Raw genomic sequence first — 15,648 nt, 5'->3', positions numbered from 1 at the left:
CCCCTCGCCCCTTACTTCGCCGAGTCGATGCTGGTCACGCGAAGCGCGGTGTGGCGCTGACGGTGGCCCATACGCTTCTTGTAGCCGGTCTTGTTCTTGTACTTCTGGATGCGGATCTTGTCGCCCTTGTGGTGGTCGACCACCTCGGCGCGGACCTTCACGCCCGCCAGGACCCACGGGTCGCTGGTGATCGCGTCACCGTCGACGACCAGGATCGTCGAGAGCTCAACGGTCTCGCCAACCTTGGCGTCGACCTTGTCGGCCTCGAAAACATCGCCGACGGCAACCTTGTGCTGCCGTCCGCCGCTACGCACGATCGCGTACACGTTGAACCCTTCTCGATTCGGTCGGACCTCTGACGCCAGCCGCACCGGGCCGAATACCCGGGGGCCTCTCCCCGACGGAAACACCAGGGAGGGATGTGCTCAGAAGTAGGCGCGACTCGCTGATTGCAAAGCACGCCGAGGGTCAAGACTACGGAAGCCAGGAGCCGGGGTCAAACCGGCCCCTATACCCCCGTGTGCGTCATCGACGCAGCTCGGGGCCGGTCCGCAGGTGCGGACCGGCCCCGAGCTGTCGCTCGTTACTCCGACGCCGGGGAGGCCTCGGGCTCGCTCGCGGCGGCCTTCTTCGAGGTCCGCTTGGTGGCCGTCTTCTTCGCGGCGGTCTTCTTGGCCGCGACCTTCTTGGCCGCCACCTTCCGCGTGGCGCGCTTGCGGGCGGGCGCAGCGGGGGCCTCGGCCGTCTCGACGTCGCCCGCGTCGATGTCGCCGCTCTCGATCGGCGCCTCCGCACCGGCCGGCTCGACGACGACCTCGGCGGCCTCGACGATCGGCAGGGCGGCCTGCTCGGCGGCCGACTCGCTCGGGATCACGACCACGGCGGGCTCGGCGCCGACCGTCGTCGTGGCCTTGCGGACCGCGCGACGGCGGGTGCGACCGCGCGTCGCCGGCGCCTCGATCATCGCCTCGACGAACTCCTCGGCCTCCGCCTGCGCGGCGCTGTCCACGACCGGGGCCGCGACCACGGCCTCGAGCGTCAGCGGCGCGGGCTCCGCGGCCACGACGACCTCCGCCGTCACCGGCTCGGCCTCGACGAGCTCGATCTCCTCGTGCTCGTGGTCCTCGTGCTCGTGGACCTCGGCCACCTCACCGGCGCCGCGGCCGCGACGGCGGCGCTTGGAGCCACCCTCCTCGGCCTGCGGCTGACCGCCGCCGACACCCGGCTTCGGGCCGGCGAAGCCCTTGGGCGCGGGCGAGGCCTGGTCCATGTGGACGATGACACCGCGGCCGTTGCAGTGGACGCAGGTCTCGGAGAAGGACTCCAGCAGACCCTGGCCGACCCGCTTGCGGGTCATCTGCACCAGGCCCAGCGAGGTCACCTCGGCCACCTGGTGCTTGGTCCGGTCCCGGCCCAGGCACTCCAGCAGACGACGCAGCACCAGGTCACGGTTGGACTCCAGCACCATGTCGATGAAGTCGATGACGATGATGCCGCCCAGGTCCCGCAGACGAAGCTGGCGGACGATCTCCTCCGCGGCCTCGATGTTGTTGCGGGTGACCGTCTCCTCCAGGTTGCCGCCCTGGCCGGTGAACTTGCCGGTGTTGACGTCGACGACGACCATCGCCTCGGTCTTGTCGATCACCAGCGAGCCGCCGCTGGGCAGCCAGACCTTGCGGTCCAGCGCCTTCATCAGCTGCTCGTCGATCCGGTAGGTCGCGAAGACGTCGACCTCGGAGGTCCACTTCTGCAGGCGCGGCGCGAGGTCCGGGGCGACGGAGGAGACGTACTCGTGGATCGTCGTCCAGGCGTTCTCGCCGGAGACGATGACCTTGGAGAAGTCCTCGTTGAAGATGTCGCGGACCACGCGGACGGTCATGTCCGGCTCGCCGTAGAGGAGAACCGGGGCGTTGCCGCTGCCCGCCTTCTTCTGGATGTCCTCCCACTGCTGCTGCAGCCGCTGGACGTCGCGGGTCAGCTCCTCCTCCGAGGCGCCCTCGGCGGCCGTGCGCACGATGACGCCGGCGTCGTCCGGGACGATCTTCTTGAGGATGGACTTCAGGCGCGCGCGCTCGGTGTCGGGCAGCTTGCGGCTGATGCCGGTCATCGAGCCCTCGGGCACGTAGACCAGGTAGCGGCCGGGCAGCGAGATCTGGCTGGTCAGGCGGGCGCCCTTGTGGCCGATCGGGTCCTTGGAGACCTGGACCAGCACGGACTGGCCGGACTTCAGCACCGACTCGATCCGGCGCGGGCCGTTCTTCAGCCCCAGCTGGGAGAAGTTGACCTCACCGGCGTAGAGCACGGCGTTGCGGCCCTTGCCGATGTCGACGAAGGCGGCCTCCATCGACGGCAGCACGTTCTGCACCTTGCCCAGGTACACGTTGCCGACGTAGGAGCTGGCCTGCTCCTTGTTGACGTAGTGCTCGACGAGGACGTTGTCCTCCAGCACACCGATCTGGGTGCGCTCGCCGGACTGGCGCACGACCATGACGCGCTCGACCGCCTCGCGGCGGGCCAGGAACTCGGCCTCGGTGATGATCGGGACGCGGCGGCGGCCCTGCTCGCGACCCTCGCGGCGGCGCTGCTTCTTCGCCTCCAGGCGGGTGGAGCCCTTGATGGACTGCACCTCGTCCGGGTCGAACGGCGCCTCGCCGGAGCGGCGGCGCGGCTCGCGGACCTTCACGACGGTGCGCTCCGGGTCGCCGTCGGTCGGCTCGGCCTCCGGGGCGGCGTCCCCGCTGCGGCGGCGACGGCGACGACGGCGACGGCTGGAGGCGGACAGGGCCTCGCCGAGCTCGTCGTCCTCGCCCTCCTCGTCCTCGGACTCCTCGCCCTCGGCGGACTCGTCGGCGGCCTCATGGTCCTCGGTGTCACCCTCGCCACGGCGACGGCGACGGCCGCCACGACGGCGACGGCGGGAGGACGGACGGCCCTCCTCGGCGTGCTGCTCCTCGGCCTCGGTGTCCTCGTCCTCCTCCTCGGCGTCCTCGTCCGCGTGGTCGGCGGCGACGAACGCCGGCGAGGTCGCACGGCGACGACGACGGCGGCCGAAGCTCGGCTGCTCGTCCTCCTCGTCCTCGTGCTCCTCCTCGACCTCGGCGCCCAGCGGCTCGCGGGTCGCGACCTGCTCGAACACGGCGGGCTCGGTCGGCGCGGCGGGAGCGGCGGCGCGGCGGCGGCTGCGACGACGGCCGGTGGTCTCCTCGGCGGACTCCTCCTCCGACGCCGGGGCGGCCACCACGGCCTCCTCGACGACGGGCGAAGCGGTGGGCGCCTCGGCGCGACGCCGACTGCGACGACGCGGCTCGGCGGCGGCCTCGTCCGGCACGACAAAGGCGGCGGCCGGCGCGGCGCGACGCTCGGCGGCGGGCGCGCCCTGCTCGCCGGCGGCAGCGGGCGCAGCGGGCGCCTGGAACACGGGCGCCTGGAACACGGCGGTGGCCGGACGCACGGCACGACGACGCGCCCGCGGCGCGGGCTCCTCGCCGGCAGGGGCCTCGGCGGCGGGAGCGGCGGGCGTGGCCGCGGCGGCGGCACGCTGCTGCAGGGCCGTCAGGCGGCGCTCCAGCTCCGTCCCGGGCGCGACGGTCATCCCGCCACTGACGCGGGCGACCACGTCGGTGACGAGCGCCTCCAGCGCGGTCCCGGCGACCAACCCGGCCTCGACCTGCTGCTCGACCTGGTCCAGCTCCCCGAGCAGCGCGAGGCTGTCGGAGGCGGGGGCGGGCCGCTCGGCGGCGGGCACGGCAGCACCGGCCTGCGCGGAGCCGGCGGCGGGCGCCTCGGCGCCCTCGGCGGCAGCGGCCTCGACCGGGGCGGCCTCGGCCTTCTTACGGGTACGGCGAGCGCGCTTGCGCGGCTCCGGCGCCTCCTCGGCGCCCGGCTCCGCGCTCTCGGCGGCGGGAGCCTGCGTGGCAGCCGTCTCGGCGGCAGGAGCCTGGGCGGCGGAGCGGGCCGCAGCGGGGGCCTGCGCGGTGTCAGCCGCAGCGGCGGGCGCCTCGGCGGCAGCGGCCTCGACCGGCTCGGCCTCGGCCTTCTTCCGGGTACGGCGAGCGCGCTTGCGCGGCTCCGGCGCCTCCTCGGCGGCGGCCACGGCGCTGTCGGCAGAGGCGGCAGCAGTCTCGGCGGCAGGTGCCTGCGCGGCGGAGCCGGCGCGAGTCGTCCTGGCGGGGGGCGCTTCGGCCTCCGCAGGAGCGTCCGTCGTCGGCGGGCCGGCAGGGCGGCTCGCGGCGCGGCGGCGGCGCGGGGCGGCCTTGGGGGCCGCGGCCGGCGTATCGCTCTGGTCGCGCTGTTCGTTGTTCTCGTTGTCGGTGATGTCGGGCATGCGGGCGGTTCTCCCGTCACGCCCCCGGGCGCCGCGCCGGTGAGGCGGGCGCCGCACGGGGGCTCGCGTATGTCGTAGTGGCGCCCCCGCGGGGTTCGCGGCGGTGCCGAAGTCTTCTGGTCGCACCCCTAGACCCGGCCCCGGATGGCTCCCAGGGCGCCGGTCGGGCGCCGACGACGCCGCGTCGACGACCCGTCGCCGCTACGCGAGCTCCGGCCGGGCCTCCTCGGAGCCCAGGGCTCCAAGGGCCGCGGCCGCGTCGCGGTCGGACGCGAACGGGTCGGTCACCGCACCGGTCTCCTCGTCGAGCGGCCCCTGCGCCAGCCTGGTCACCCCAGCGGGGACCGGCAGCGCGAGGTCGGCCGTCGCACGAAGCCCGGTCAGGACGTCGTCGGGTCGGACGGCGGGTGTTGCGTGCCGAACAACCAGCCGCAGTATCGCACAGGCGCGGCCTGCGGGGATATCGGTCGTACTTTCCGGTAGGGCGGGCGTACCCGCGTCCACCTGGGCATCCACGACCTGCAGCGAGATCACCGCGCCGCGCGCGTCGAAGCTGCGCAGGCCGTTCTTGGTCTGCCGCTCCACGGTGACCTCGTCGGCGGCGAGGAACGCGGAGACGGCGGCGCGGGCGGTGTCGGGCCCGACACCGTCCAGCTTGAGCTGCCAGACCGAGGCCTGCAGCCGCTCCATGAAGTCCTTGACGTGCACCTCGACCGCGTCGATCACGTCCAGGCCGGTCGGCAGCGACTCGTCCAGCTGCTTGCGCAGCAGCTCCGGGTCGCGGTGCTCGGCGAGAGCCAGCTCCACGTACTCGGCCTCACTCGCGGCACCGGTGGGCGCGGCGTTCATGAAGCTGATCCGCGGGTGCGGGGTGAAGCCGGCGGAGTACGCCATCGGGACGGCGGAACGCCGCAGGGCGCGCTCAAGGGCCCGCTGGAAGTCGCGGTGACTGGTGAAGCGGAGGCGCCCGCGCTTGGTGTAGCGGAGACGGATCCGCTGGACCACAGGGGCGGGCGGCGGACCATCGGGCGTGCGGCGTGCCAGTGCGCTCAGTCCTTCGGGAGTAGGGGCGGTCGTGCGCCTACAAGGGTACGCGGGTGCGTCAGTCGATCGAGCCGGGCTCCGCCAGCCAGCGGGTGGGCAGGCCCACGAGACGGCCGAGGCGGTCGAGCCCCTCGTCGTAGTGGAGGAGCGTCAGACCGTGGTGGGCGGCGGTCGCGGCCGGGAGCAGCGCGGCCGGATGGCCGAGGCGGAGCTCTCCCTGACGGGCGAGCCGTTCCTGATACTCCTCGGCCAGCCGGAACACGTCGGGCGGCATGGACCAGGCGGTGTAGACCGTGGTGAGTCCGGTGCGCATGCGCGCGTACTCCTCACCGGTGCGGGCGGAGCCCAGCAGTTGCAGCGCGGTGGCCTGGCACAGGCCGACCTGACCGGCGGCGACCTGCTCGCGCCAGGCGACGACCACGTCGGGGCGCATCATCCGCCCGACGGCGGAGACGTCGATCAGGTAACCGGGATCCCCTGCCAAGCCTCCACACCTCCCTCGGCCTGCGCCGACATCGACGCGTCGAAGGCTCCGGACTCGAACAGCTCGATCATCTGCTCCAGGGCCCGTTCGCGTTTGGCACGGGCGCCTATCGCGCGGAGAGCGGTGTTGACCGTCTCCTTCTTGGTCCTCGTGCCGAGAACCTCGGCTGCGAACGCGAGCGCCTCTTCGTCGAGGTCGATCAGGGTCTTCGCCATATCACTCAGCATATTCGGAAGAGGGGACTGCAGAAACATTTCCTCTGGCCCGATAGGCGCGCATCTTCGCACGGCTTCCACATACGGCCATGCTGCACCAACGGCCCCTTCCGGCCGGTGAGCGGTCGTAGTAGAGCCAGCGGCAGGAGTCCGCCGCGCAGGCCTTCAGCCGCAGCCAGTCCTTTCCGCCACCGGCCACCGCGACCGCGACCTGCGCGAACAGCAGCTCGGTGGGCGACAGTCCGGGCGCGGGCGCCAGTTCCGCGCTTCCGTCGGCCTGCGGGACGAGGACGAGCGGCGCGAGCGCGAGCTGCCGCGTGAATATCCCCAACGACCGCTCGGGTACATCCAGACCGGCGTGCGCTGCACATACGTCCCGCAGCAGCTCACGGAAGACGCGTGCTCGGGGGAGGTCCACACCCGGGCCGACGAAGGCCTCCAACCCGTCCACGCCGCTCTCGACGTCGAGCGTGTTGACCAGGTCCTGGACGAGCCTCAGCGGCTCCGGGGCATCTCCCATGCTTGCGATGTTACCGATTCTCCGGCAGCATCCAGTAACGACAGCGGTTACCCCAAGACCGGTTTCACAGGTAACAGGAGGCTCGACATGATCGGCACCTTGCGCGCCTACGCCCTCGACTGCCCCGATCCCGTCGCGCTCGCGGGCTTCTACGCCGAGCTCGTCGGCGGCAAGATCGACGACGAGGACGACGAGTGGGTGGAACTGGTCCGCGACCAGGGCCCGACCCTCGCCTTCCAGCGCGTGGAGGGCTTCCGCGCACCCGCATGGCCCACGCAGGACGCCCCGCAGCAGGCGCACATCGACATCGGCGTCACCGACATCGACGCCGCCCAGGCGCAGGTGCTGGCACTCGGCGCGACACTGCTGGAGGACTGGGACGGCACCAAGGGCTGGCGGGTCTTCGCCGACCCCGCCGGCCATCCGTTCTGTCTGTGTGCGTGCTGAATTCTCGAATTTCGCTACGGAAAGGGGCGTAAATACAGGGCGCCCCTTTCCGGACGATCCCTCAGGAAATAAACGCCGTAGTTACCTTGCGGTAGCAATCACCCGTGTGCCAGATTCTGCGCACCGGCCGGTGAACCCCAACCCTCACCTGGAGTTCACCCATGATTGCCTCCGCAAGAACGGTGCGACTCGCCGTCGCATCACTGACCACGCTTTTTGCGCTCTTCAACGGGACCGGCACCGCGCACGCCACCGGCGGCACCGGTCCCGCCGCCGTCGTCTCCATGGGAGACAGCTACATCTCCGGAGAGGCCGGCCGCTGGCAGGGCAACAGCGACGACACCTCCGGCAGCCGCGACGGCACCGACCGCGCCTACGTGGGCGGCAGCTACGACCCCACCGTCGTCTACGGCCCGACCTACGCCAGCGGGTGCGACCGCTCGGACACGGCCGAGATCAACAGCGCGCCCGGCCTGAACGCCACCCGCTTCAACATCGCCTGCTCCGGCGCCACCACGGCGAACGTGCTGCGCGCCTCCGACGGCGGCCAGAGCTTCAAGGGCGAGGCCCCGCAGGCCGACCAGCTCGCCCGGATCGCCGCGAGCAACAACGTGCAGACCGTCGTGCTCTCCATCGGCGGCAACGACCTCGGCTTCACCAGCGTCATCACCAGCTGCGTGGAGGACTACGAGCTCTGGTACAGCTACTGCAACGGCTCCCAGCAGCAGAAGATCGCCGCTGCCCTCCCGGGCGCCATGGCAGGAGTGGGCAAGGCGATCGACTCCGTCAACGCCGCGATGGCCTCGGACGGCTACGCGCCCGGCAGCTACCGGATCATCCTCCAGTCCTACCCCTCCCCCATCCCCCGCAGCAGCGAGAACCGCTACTCCGAGAGCGGCTGGGCCCGTACCAGCACCGGCGGCTGCCCGTTCTGGGACGGCGACTCCGACTGGGCCCGCGACACCCTGATCCCGGAGATCTCCTCCGCCCTGCGCAACGTCGCCGACGCCAAGGGCGTCCAGTTCCTCGACCTGGAGAACGCCCTCCAGGGCCACGAGGTCTGCTCCACGTCCACCCAGCTCGCGACACCCACCCAGGCCCCCTCCGCGGCCACCAGCGAATGGGCCCGCTTCCTGACCACCGGCATGACCCAGGGCACCGAACAGGAGTCCTTCCACCCCAACGCCTACGGAGAGCAGGCCCTCGGCCACTGCCTCTCGCTCATCGCCGCCCAGTCCTCCGGCGACTGGTCCTGCACGGACACCCCGGGCGAGGACACCTCAGGCATGACGCTGAGCGCGATGCCCTGACCTACCGGCCCCGACCCCGCGCCTCCCACGGCGCGGGGTCACTCCGCGAGGCGTCGGGCGTCCCTGAACTCCCGCGAGAGCGCCCAGGGGTCGGCGACCGCGCCGACGTGCCCGAGCTTTTCGGGGTTGAGCACCAACCGGATCGCCTGGATCTGCCCGCCCTGCACGTCCAGCGCCATGGCCTGCAGCACCAGCCCGGACCGGTCGCGGAAGATCGCGCCCGGCTGTCCGTTGATCTCGTGCGGCTCGACGGTCACGTCCATCCGGGCCAGCACCGGGAAGACCGCACCGAGCAGACGGGCCACCTTCTCGCTCCCCATGATCGCCCGCGCCAGCTGCGGCGCCTTGCCGCCGCCGTCGCCGACCATCGACGCGTCCGCGGCCAGCAGGTCCTGAAGACCGGCCACGTCCCCCTCGGCGAGCGCCTCGAAGAACCGCGCCGCGAGTTCGTCGCGTTCCTTGCGCTCCGCCTCGAAGCGCGGACGGCCCGCCTGCATGTGCCGCCGCGACCGCACCACGAGCTGGCGGCAGGCCGCCTCGGACCGACCCACCGCCGCCGCGATCTCGTCGAACCCGAAGCCGAACACCTCCCGCAGCACGAACACCGCCCGTTCCAGCGGGCTGAGCCGCTCCAGCAGCAACAACGCGGCCATCGACACCGAGTCGGCCAGCTCCGCCGCCCGCGCCGGATCCTGGTACGGATCCTCCAGCAGCGGCTCGGGGAACCACGGCCCGACGTACTCCTCGCGCCGGACCCGCGCCGAACGCAGCACGTCGATCGAGATCCGGGTCACCACGGCGGACAGGAAGGCCTTGGCCGAGGCGGGCTCGGTCGGGGACGCCTCGAAGCGCAGCCAGCTCTCCTGGACCGCGTCCTCGGCCTCCGCCACGCTGCCCAGGATCCGGTAGGCGATGGAGAACAACAGCGGCCGCAGTTCCTCGAAGTCCTCGACCTTGCCCATGTGCCGACCCCTGCCTGACGCGATCTCAGTGTGCCTGTCCCGCCTGGTGGTTTCCCCCGGGTTGGCGGGTGATGATGTTCATCCGGTTGGCCAGGTTCATGAACGAGACCAGCAGCACGAGCGCGGCCAGCTGGCCCTCGTCGTAGTGCTTCGCGGCGTTCGCCCACACCTCGTCGCTGACACCCTGCCCGGCGTCCGCGACCCGCGTGCCCTCCTCGGCGAACTCCAGCGCGGCCCGCTCGGCCTCGGTGAAGACCGTGGCCTCCCGCCACGCCGCGACCAGGTGCAGCCGCAGGTGGCTCTCCCCCGCCGCCGCGGCCTCCTTGACGTGCATGTCGATGCACCCGGCGCACCCGTTGATCTGGCTCACCCGCAGCGAGACCAGCTCCTGCGTCTCGGCCGGCAGCGCGGTGCCCCGCAGCTCCTTGCCCGCGGCCATCAGGTACTTGATCGCCTTGCCGGTGGCCGGCTCGGCAAGGATGTTCAGTCGCGCGTCCATGGGGTGCTCCCTGTGTGATCCCTTCGTGCTTCCGTACACGGGACGAGACAGCGCGCGCTGCTGTGACACGGGAGCGCGAAAAAGCCGGCGTTCACGTCCCGGCGTCGCCGCTGCGGCGCTCGACCGGGATCCACAGCTGGGAGTCGGTCTCCGCGCCGAGCTCCACGGGCCGCGTCCGCAGGAGCTCCGGGCCTGGTCGGCTCACGTACGGGTTCGAAGGGAACCAGAGCGTGAACACGTCCCGCCACAACTCCTGGAGGGCGCCCGGATAGGGCCCGTGGTTGTCGAAGACCGCCCAGGTCCCGGCAGGCACCTCCATGGCGTCGAGCTCCTCGGCGGACGCCTCGGGACCGGTCACCACACCGATCCAGTAGTCGGCCTCGGCGCCCTCCTCGCGGCTGTCGGTCAGGTACACCGCCGCCGACAGGATCCCCGCCGGCTCCCGGTCGCCGGACAGCTCCTTCATCCGCCCGACCGTCCGGCTGTCCAGGCCCGCCAGGTGGGCCGCGGCGTCCGCGTTGAGCCCCTCGTGCACGAGCGGGACTCGGGCCTTCCTCCCGAAGATCCGGAACGGCTCCTTCTCCACGATCCGGTACCGCATCGCCGTGCCGCCCTCGACGACGACACGGAAGGAGATGCGCGGCTGCGCCGTGAGCACCGCGCCCGTGCGCCGGGCCTCACCCGGCCCGGTCCCGTGCACCGAGCGGAACGCGCGAGCGAACGCCTCGCCCGAGCCGTACCCGTAGCGGACCGCGACATCGAGCAGCGTCAGCTCCCCGGCCAGCACCTCGGCCCCGGCGAGGGTCATCCGCCGCCGCCGCAGGTAGACCGGGAGCGGCATCCCGGCCAGCGTGGAGAACATCCGCCGGAAGTGGTATTCCGACACCGCGGCGATCCGGGCCGCCTCAGCCACGTCGACCTCCCGGTCGAGGCAGGCCTCCAGGTGGTCCAGCGCCTGATTCAGCCGCTCCAGCACGTGTGTCCGTCCTTCCGACAAAACCGGTAGGGGCACGGTCGGGCGGGAAGCCCCGGCATCACCTGAGGCTTGGTTCCATGACTGATGTTAAGGGGACCTACGAACCGAGGTTCGCCGCCGTCCACGCGGCACTGGCGGAGTCGCTCGACAAGGACGACGTGGGCGCCTCCGTCGCCGTGTACCTCGACGGCGAGCCGGTGGTCGATCTCTGGGGCGGGTACGCCGACGCGGACCGCTCGGTCGGCTGGGAGCGTGACACCCTCACCGGCGTGAACTCGACGACCAAGAACATGACCGCCCTGTGCGCGCTCGTCCTGGCCGACCGGGGCCTGCTGGAGCTGTCCGCGCCGGTCTGCGCCTACTGGCCCGAGTTCAGCGCGGCCGGCAAGGAGCGGGTGCTGGTGCGGCACGTACTGTCCCACACCGCGGGGCTGCCCGAACTCCCCGGGCCGACCGCGGTCGAGGACCTCTACGACTGGGAGACCGTGACGGCACGGCTGGCCGCGCAGGCCCCCGCCTGGGAACCCGGGACGGCCGCCGGCTACCACGCGCTGACCTTCGGGTATCTCAGGTGAGATCGTCCGGCGGGTCACCGGCCGTACCCTCGGCGCGTTCTTCGCCGAGGAGGTGGCCGGGCCGCTGGACGCGGACTTCCACATCGGGCTCTCCCCCGAGCACGACCACCGCGTCGCTCCGCTCGTCCCGCCCCCGTCGCTCACCGACGAGTACGTCGCCGCCGCACCCCCTGGGCCGGGTGGCGTGCCACGGGAGACCTCCGGTGCCGTGATCCGGGTCAGGGACGTCAACTCGCTGCCCTGGCGTCGTGCGCAGATCCCGGCCGTGAACGGCTTCGGCAACGCGCGCTCGGTCGCCCTCGTCCAGTCGGTCCTGGCGAACCGGGGCACCTCGGGCGGCGTGCGGCTGTTGTCCCCGCAGGGGTGTGAGCCGGCGTGGCAGGAGGTGTTCCGCGGTCAGGACCGGGTCCTGGGGACGCCGATGTGCTGGACAGTCGGCTTCGGCAGGTTCGGCAGCGCCTTCGGCTGGGGCGGTTGGGGCGGCTCGATGGTCGCGAGCGACCCCGACGCCCGGATGACGGTGGCCTACGTCATGAGCCAGATGATCGACCGGGACCGGCAGGAGGACCACCGCGGTCTGGAAATGGTCATGGCCGCCTACAGCGGACTGCGCTGAGACGCGAAGGCCGGCCCCGTCGGACGACGGGACCGGCCTTCGCTTTCGGCTACGGCGACGGGGCCGCGGCTACTGGTTGACGACCGTCAGCGGCAGCAGCTTCTTGCCCGTCGGGCCGACCTGGATCTGGGTGTCCATCTGCGGGCACACGCCGCAGTCGAAGCACGGGGTCCAACGGCAGTCGTCGACCTCGACCTCCTCCAGGGCGTCCTGCCAGTCCTCCCAGAGCCAGTCCTTGTCCAGGCCGGAGTCCAGGTGGTCCCAGGGCAGGACCTCCTCGTACTGGCGCTCGCGGGTGGTGTACCAGGCGACGTCGACGCCGGTGCCGGCGAGGCCCTTCTCGGCGCTGCGGATCCAGCGGTCGTAGGAGAAGTGCTCGCGCCAGCCGTCGAAGCGGCCGCCGTCCTCGTAGACGGCGCGGATGACCGCGCCGACGCGGCGGTCGCCGCGGGAGAGGAGGCCCTCGATCAGGCCCGGCTTGCCGTCGTGGTAGCGGTAGCCGATGTTGCGGCCGTACTTGCGGTCGCCCCGGATCGCGTCGCGCAGCTTGATCAGGCGCGCGTCGGTCTCCTCGACCCCCAGCTGCGGGGCCCACTGGAACGGCGTGTGCGGCTTGGGCACGAAGCCGCCGATGGAGACGGTGCAGCGGATGTCGTTGGTGCCGGTGACCTCGCGGCCCTTGGCGATGACGTTCTTCGCCATCTCGGCGATCTGCATGACGTCCTCGTCGGTCTCCGTGGGGAGACCGGCCATGAAGTACAGCTTCACCTGGCGCCAGCCGTTGCCGTACGCGGTGGCGACCGTGCGGATGAGGTCCTCCTCGGACACCATCTTGTTGATCACCTTGCGCAGGCGCTCGCTGCCGCCCTCGGGCGCGAAGGTCAGGCCGGAGCGGCGACCGTTGCGGGAGAGCTCGTTGGCGAGGTCGATGTTGAAGGCGTCCACACGGGTCGACGGCAGGGAGAGGCCGACCTTGTCGTCCTCGTAGCGGTCGGCCAGGCCCTTGGCGATGTCGCCGATCTCGGTGTGGTCGGCGGAGGAGAGCGACAGCAGGCCGACCTCCTCGAAGCCGGTGGCCTTCAGGCCCGCCTCGACCATCTCGCCGATGCCGGTGATGGAGCGCTCGCGCACCGGGCGGGTGATCATGCCCGCCTGGCAGAAGCGGCAGCCGCGGGTGCAGCCGCGGAAGATCTCCACCGACATGCGCTCGTGGACCGTCTCCGCCAGCGGCACCAGCGGCTGCTTCGGGTAGGGCCACTCGTCGAGGTCCATGACGGTGTGCTTGGACACGCGCCACGGCACGCCCGGACGGTTCGGCACCACGCGCGCGATGCGGCCGTCCGGCAGGTACTCGACGTCGTAGAAGCGCGGGATGTAGACGCCGCCGGTGCGGGCGAGGCGCAGCAGCACCTCGTCGCGGCCACCGGGACGGCCCTCCGCCTTCCAGGCGCGGATGATCTCGGTCATGTCGAGGACGGCCTGCTCGCCGTCGCCGACGACGGCCGCGTCCATGAAGTCCGCGATCGGCTCCGGGTTGAACGCGGCGTGGCCGCCCGCGAGGACGATCGGGTCCTCGAGGGTGCGGTCGGCGGCGAGCATCGGGATGCCGGCGAGGTCGAGGGCGGTGAGCATGTTCGTGTAGCCGAGCTCGGTGGAGAAGCTCAGGCCGAACACGTCGAAGGCCTTGACCGGGCGGTGGGCGTCGACGGTGAACTGCGGCACGCTGTGCTCACGCATCAGCGCCTCGAGGTCCGGCCAGACGCTGTATGTGCGCTCGGCCAGGACCCCCTCGCGCTCGTTGAGCACCTCGTAGAGGATCATGACGCCCTGGTTGGGCAGGCCGACCTCGTACGCGTCGGGATACATGAGGGCCCAGCGGACATCGCAGGCGTCCCAGTCCTTGACGGTCGAGTTGAGCTCGCCGCCGACGTACTGGATCGGCTTCTGGACGTGCGGGAGGAGGGCCTCCAGGCGCGGGAAGACCGACTCGACAGACATAGAGGCAGGGACTTTCGTGTGGACACCGGGGTGACCCTCAAGGTTACCGCAGCGACTAAGGTGTGTGGTTTGACCCGAATGTCCCCACCAGACCAGAGGTAGTCGCACTGTGTCACCCCTCCCCAAGGCCGAGCTGCACCTGCACATCGAGGGCACGCTGGAGCCCGAGCTCGCCTTCGAGCTGGCGCACCGCAACGGGGTGGATCTGCCCTACGCCGACCCGGACCAGCTGCGGGCCGCGTACGCCTTCTCCGACCTGCAGTCCTTCCTGGACCTCTACTACCAGCTGATGGACGTGCTGCGGACCGAGGACGACTTCACCGCGCTCGCCGAGGCCTACCTCGCGCGCGCGGCGCGTGAGGGCGTCCGGCATGCGGAGATCTTCTTCGACCCGCAGGCGCACACCTCGCGGGGCGTGGAGCTGGACGCGGTGGTGCGCGGCCTGCGCCGCGCGCTGGACGCGTCGATGGAGCGGCACGGCATCAGCACCAAGCTGATCATGTGCTTCCTGCGGGACCTGCCGCAGGAGTCGGCGCTGTCGACGTTCGAGGCCTGCCGCCCGTACTTCGGCACGGCGATCGCGGGCGTCGGCCTGGACTCGGCGGAGGTCGGCAACCCGGCCTCGAAGTTCGCGGACGTGTACCGCCTGGCCCGCGAGGCCGGCCTGCACCTGGTCGCCCACGCGGGCGAGGAGGGCGGCCCGGACTACGTGTGGGAGGCGCTGGACGTGCTGGGCGTCGAGCGGATCGACCACGGCATCCGGGCGATCGAGGACCCGAAGCTGGTGGAGCGCCTGGTCACGGACCGGATCCCGCTGACGGTCTGCCCGTTCTCCAACGTGCGACTGCGGTGTGTGGACACCCTCGCCGAGCACCCGCTGCCCGCCATGCTGGCGGCCGGCCTGCAGGTGACGCTCAACTCGGACGACCCGGCGTACTTCGGCGGCTACGTCGACGAGAACTTCGTCGGCGTGCGGGACGCGCTCGGGCTGAGCGACGAGCAACTGCGGCTGCTGGCGCGGAACTCCTTCGACGCGTCGTTCCTGGAGGACGACGAGGAGCGGCGCGCCGAGCTGCTCGCGGAGGTCGAGGCGTACGCCTTCCCGGCGCGCGCCTGAGCGCCCGGCCTGAGCCCGAGGGCGCAGGCCGGGCGGCCGACCTCAGTCGAGCCGGCGGGCGTTCTTCTCGGGCTCGCCCAGGCGGACCAGCGCCGGCTGGGTCGTGATCTTCGTCCAGGCGTTGGGACAGGTCACGTCCGTGGAGCCGGTGGCGAACGTGCACGTGGTGCCGTAGACGTCGCCGGCGGTGGTGATCGCCTCCACGAAGAGGACGTTGCCGTGATCGGAAACGCCGACCCCGCAGGGTGCGATGCCGGTCCCGATCGCCTGGGTCTGGACCCAGACGGTGGCTCCGCCAGGAGGATCGGCCTTCATGTCACCCACATCGACGTGACCGTTCTTGACCACTGCGGTGTAGAGGATGTCCCCGTGCACCCAGGTGTCCATGTTCACGCAGGGCCCGGTCGCTCCCGTGGCACCCGTCGCACCGGTCGCACCGGTCGCACCGGTCGCGCCGGTCGCGCCGGTCGCGCCGGTGGCACCGTTGTTGCCGGTCGGACCCGTCGCACCCGTGGCACCGTTGTTGCCGGTCGGACCCGTCGCGCCGGTGGCACCGTTGTT

The 15,648-nt window shown here is 71.7% G+C and carries 14 protein-coding genes and 1 pseudogene; 4 read left to right on the top strand and 11 right to left on the bottom strand.

Going from position 1 to position 15,648, the window contains the following annotated elements; translation table 11 throughout:
* Nucleotides 1-11: 11 nt before the first annotated feature.
* From rplU to BMY61_RS22085, 6 genes are all read right to left on the bottom strand, one after another.
* Nucleotides 12-326, bottom strand: coding sequence for a 50S ribosomal protein L21 (gene rplU, locus BMY61_RS22110; protein WP_042444463.1), 315 nt, complete (start codon nucleotides 324-326; stop codon nucleotides 12-14).
* A 257-nt stretch (nucleotides 327-583) separates the two neighbouring features.
* Entirely contained in the window at nucleotides 584-4,324 is a 3,741-nt protein-coding gene (locus tag BMY61_RS22105; RefSeq protein WP_075004015.1) for an Rne/Rng family ribonuclease, read from the bottom strand.
* Nucleotides 4,325-4,525: 201 nt separating this feature from the next.
* Nucleotides 4,526-5,329 carry a TIGR03936 family radical SAM-associated protein gene (locus tag BMY61_RS22100; protein ID WP_042449304.1) on the bottom strand — a complete coding sequence of 268 codons (804 nt, stop codon included), beginning with the start codon at nucleotides 5,327-5,329 and terminating at the stop codon, nucleotides 4,526-4,528.
* A 97-nt stretch (nucleotides 5,330-5,426) separates the two neighbouring features.
* On the bottom strand, nucleotides 5,427-5,852 hold the full coding sequence (locus BMY61_RS22095) for a PIN domain-containing protein (protein ID WP_052438785.1): 426 nt from the start codon (nucleotides 5,850-5,852) through the stop codon (nucleotides 5,427-5,429).
* Complete coding sequence (locus BMY61_RS22090; protein WP_042449302.1) at nucleotides 5,828-6,067, bottom strand: type II toxin-antitoxin system VapB family antitoxin; 240 nt, start codon at nucleotides 6,065-6,067, stop codon at nucleotides 5,828-5,830. The genes BMY61_RS22095 and BMY61_RS22090 overlap by 25 nt, the downstream gene beginning before the upstream one ends.
* A 1-nt stretch (nucleotide 6,068) precedes the next feature.
* Nucleotides 6,069-6,587: a CGNR zinc finger domain-containing protein gene (locus BMY61_RS22085; protein WP_042449299.1), complete on the bottom strand. Its 519-nt coding sequence runs from the start codon at nucleotides 6,585-6,587 to the stop codon at nucleotides 6,069-6,071.
* Between the two features lie 87 nt (nucleotides 6,588-6,674).
* On the opposite strand from BMY61_RS22085, the gene BMY61_RS22080 reads away from it, so the two are divergent.
* Together BMY61_RS22080 and BMY61_RS22075 are read left to right on the top strand one after the other, a co-directional pair.
* Nucleotides 6,675-7,034 (top strand): VOC family protein, encoded by a 360-nt coding sequence (locus BMY61_RS22080; protein ID WP_042449296.1) that lies wholly within the window; start codon nucleotides 6,675-6,677, stop codon nucleotides 7,032-7,034.
* Nucleotides 7,035-7,195: 161 nt separating this feature from the next.
* Complete coding sequence (locus BMY61_RS22075) at nucleotides 7,196-8,344, top strand: GDSL-type esterase/lipase family protein (protein ID WP_042449294.1); 1,149 nt, start codon at nucleotides 7,196-7,198, stop codon at nucleotides 8,342-8,344.
* Nucleotides 8,345-8,382: 38 nt separating this feature from the next.
* Here BMY61_RS22075 and BMY61_RS22070 read toward each other — a convergent pair whose 3' ends face one another.
* The 3 genes from BMY61_RS22070 to BMY61_RS22060 all read right to left on the bottom strand — a co-directional run bounded on the left by BMY61_RS22070 (nucleotide 8,383) and on the right by BMY61_RS22060 (nucleotide 10,781).
* Nucleotides 8,383-9,306: an RNA polymerase sigma-70 factor gene (locus tag BMY61_RS22070; RefSeq protein WP_042449292.1), complete on the bottom strand. Its 924-nt coding sequence runs from the start codon at nucleotides 9,304-9,306 to the stop codon at nucleotides 8,383-8,385.
* A 25-nt stretch (nucleotides 9,307-9,331) separates the two neighbouring features.
* A complete protein-coding gene (locus BMY61_RS22065; RefSeq protein ID WP_042449289.1) occupies nucleotides 9,332-9,805 on the bottom strand; it encodes a carboxymuconolactone decarboxylase family protein in 474 nt (157 codons plus the stop codon).
* A gap of 91 nt (nucleotides 9,806-9,896) precedes the next feature.
* Nucleotides 9,897-10,781 carry an AraC family transcriptional regulator gene (locus BMY61_RS22060; RefSeq protein ID WP_042449286.1) on the bottom strand — a complete coding sequence of 295 codons (885 nt, stop codon included), beginning with the start codon at nucleotides 10,779-10,781 and terminating at the stop codon, nucleotides 9,897-9,899.
* 77 nt (nucleotides 10,782-10,858) lie between these two features.
* On the opposite strand from BMY61_RS22060, the pseudogene BMY61_RS22055 reads away from it, so the two are divergent.
* Nucleotides 10,859-11,972, top strand: a pseudogene (locus BMY61_RS22055) (serine hydrolase domain-containing protein).
* Nucleotides 11,973-12,041: 69 nt separating this feature from the next.
* On the opposite strand, the gene BMY61_RS22050 reads toward BMY61_RS22055, so the two are convergent.
* Nucleotides 12,042-13,970: a TIGR03960 family B12-binding radical SAM protein gene (locus tag BMY61_RS22050; RefSeq protein WP_042449283.1), complete on the bottom strand. Its 1,929-nt coding sequence runs from the start codon at nucleotides 13,968-13,970 to the stop codon at nucleotides 12,042-12,044.
* 109 nt (nucleotides 13,971-14,079) lie between these two features.
* Between BMY61_RS22050 and BMY61_RS22045 the strand changes: the two genes are divergently transcribed.
* On the top strand, nucleotides 14,080-15,087 hold the full coding sequence (locus tag BMY61_RS22045) for an adenosine deaminase (RefSeq protein ID WP_042449280.1): 1,008 nt from the start codon (nucleotides 14,080-14,082) through the stop codon (nucleotides 15,085-15,087).
* A 42-nt stretch (nucleotides 15,088-15,129) separates the two neighbouring features.
* On the opposite strand, the gene BMY61_RS46370 is transcribed toward BMY61_RS22045, so the two are convergent.
* A partial coding sequence (locus BMY61_RS46370; protein ID WP_218161999.1) for a hypothetical protein occupies nucleotides 15,130-15,648 on the bottom strand: 519 nt, incomplete at its 5' end.

The organism is Streptacidiphilus jiangxiensis, from assembly GCF_900109465.1.
GTDB lineage: Bacteria > Actinomycetota > Actinomycetes > Streptomycetales > Streptomycetaceae > Streptacidiphilus > Streptacidiphilus jiangxiensis.
This window is presented reverse-complemented; position numbering and strand designations above follow the sequence as displayed.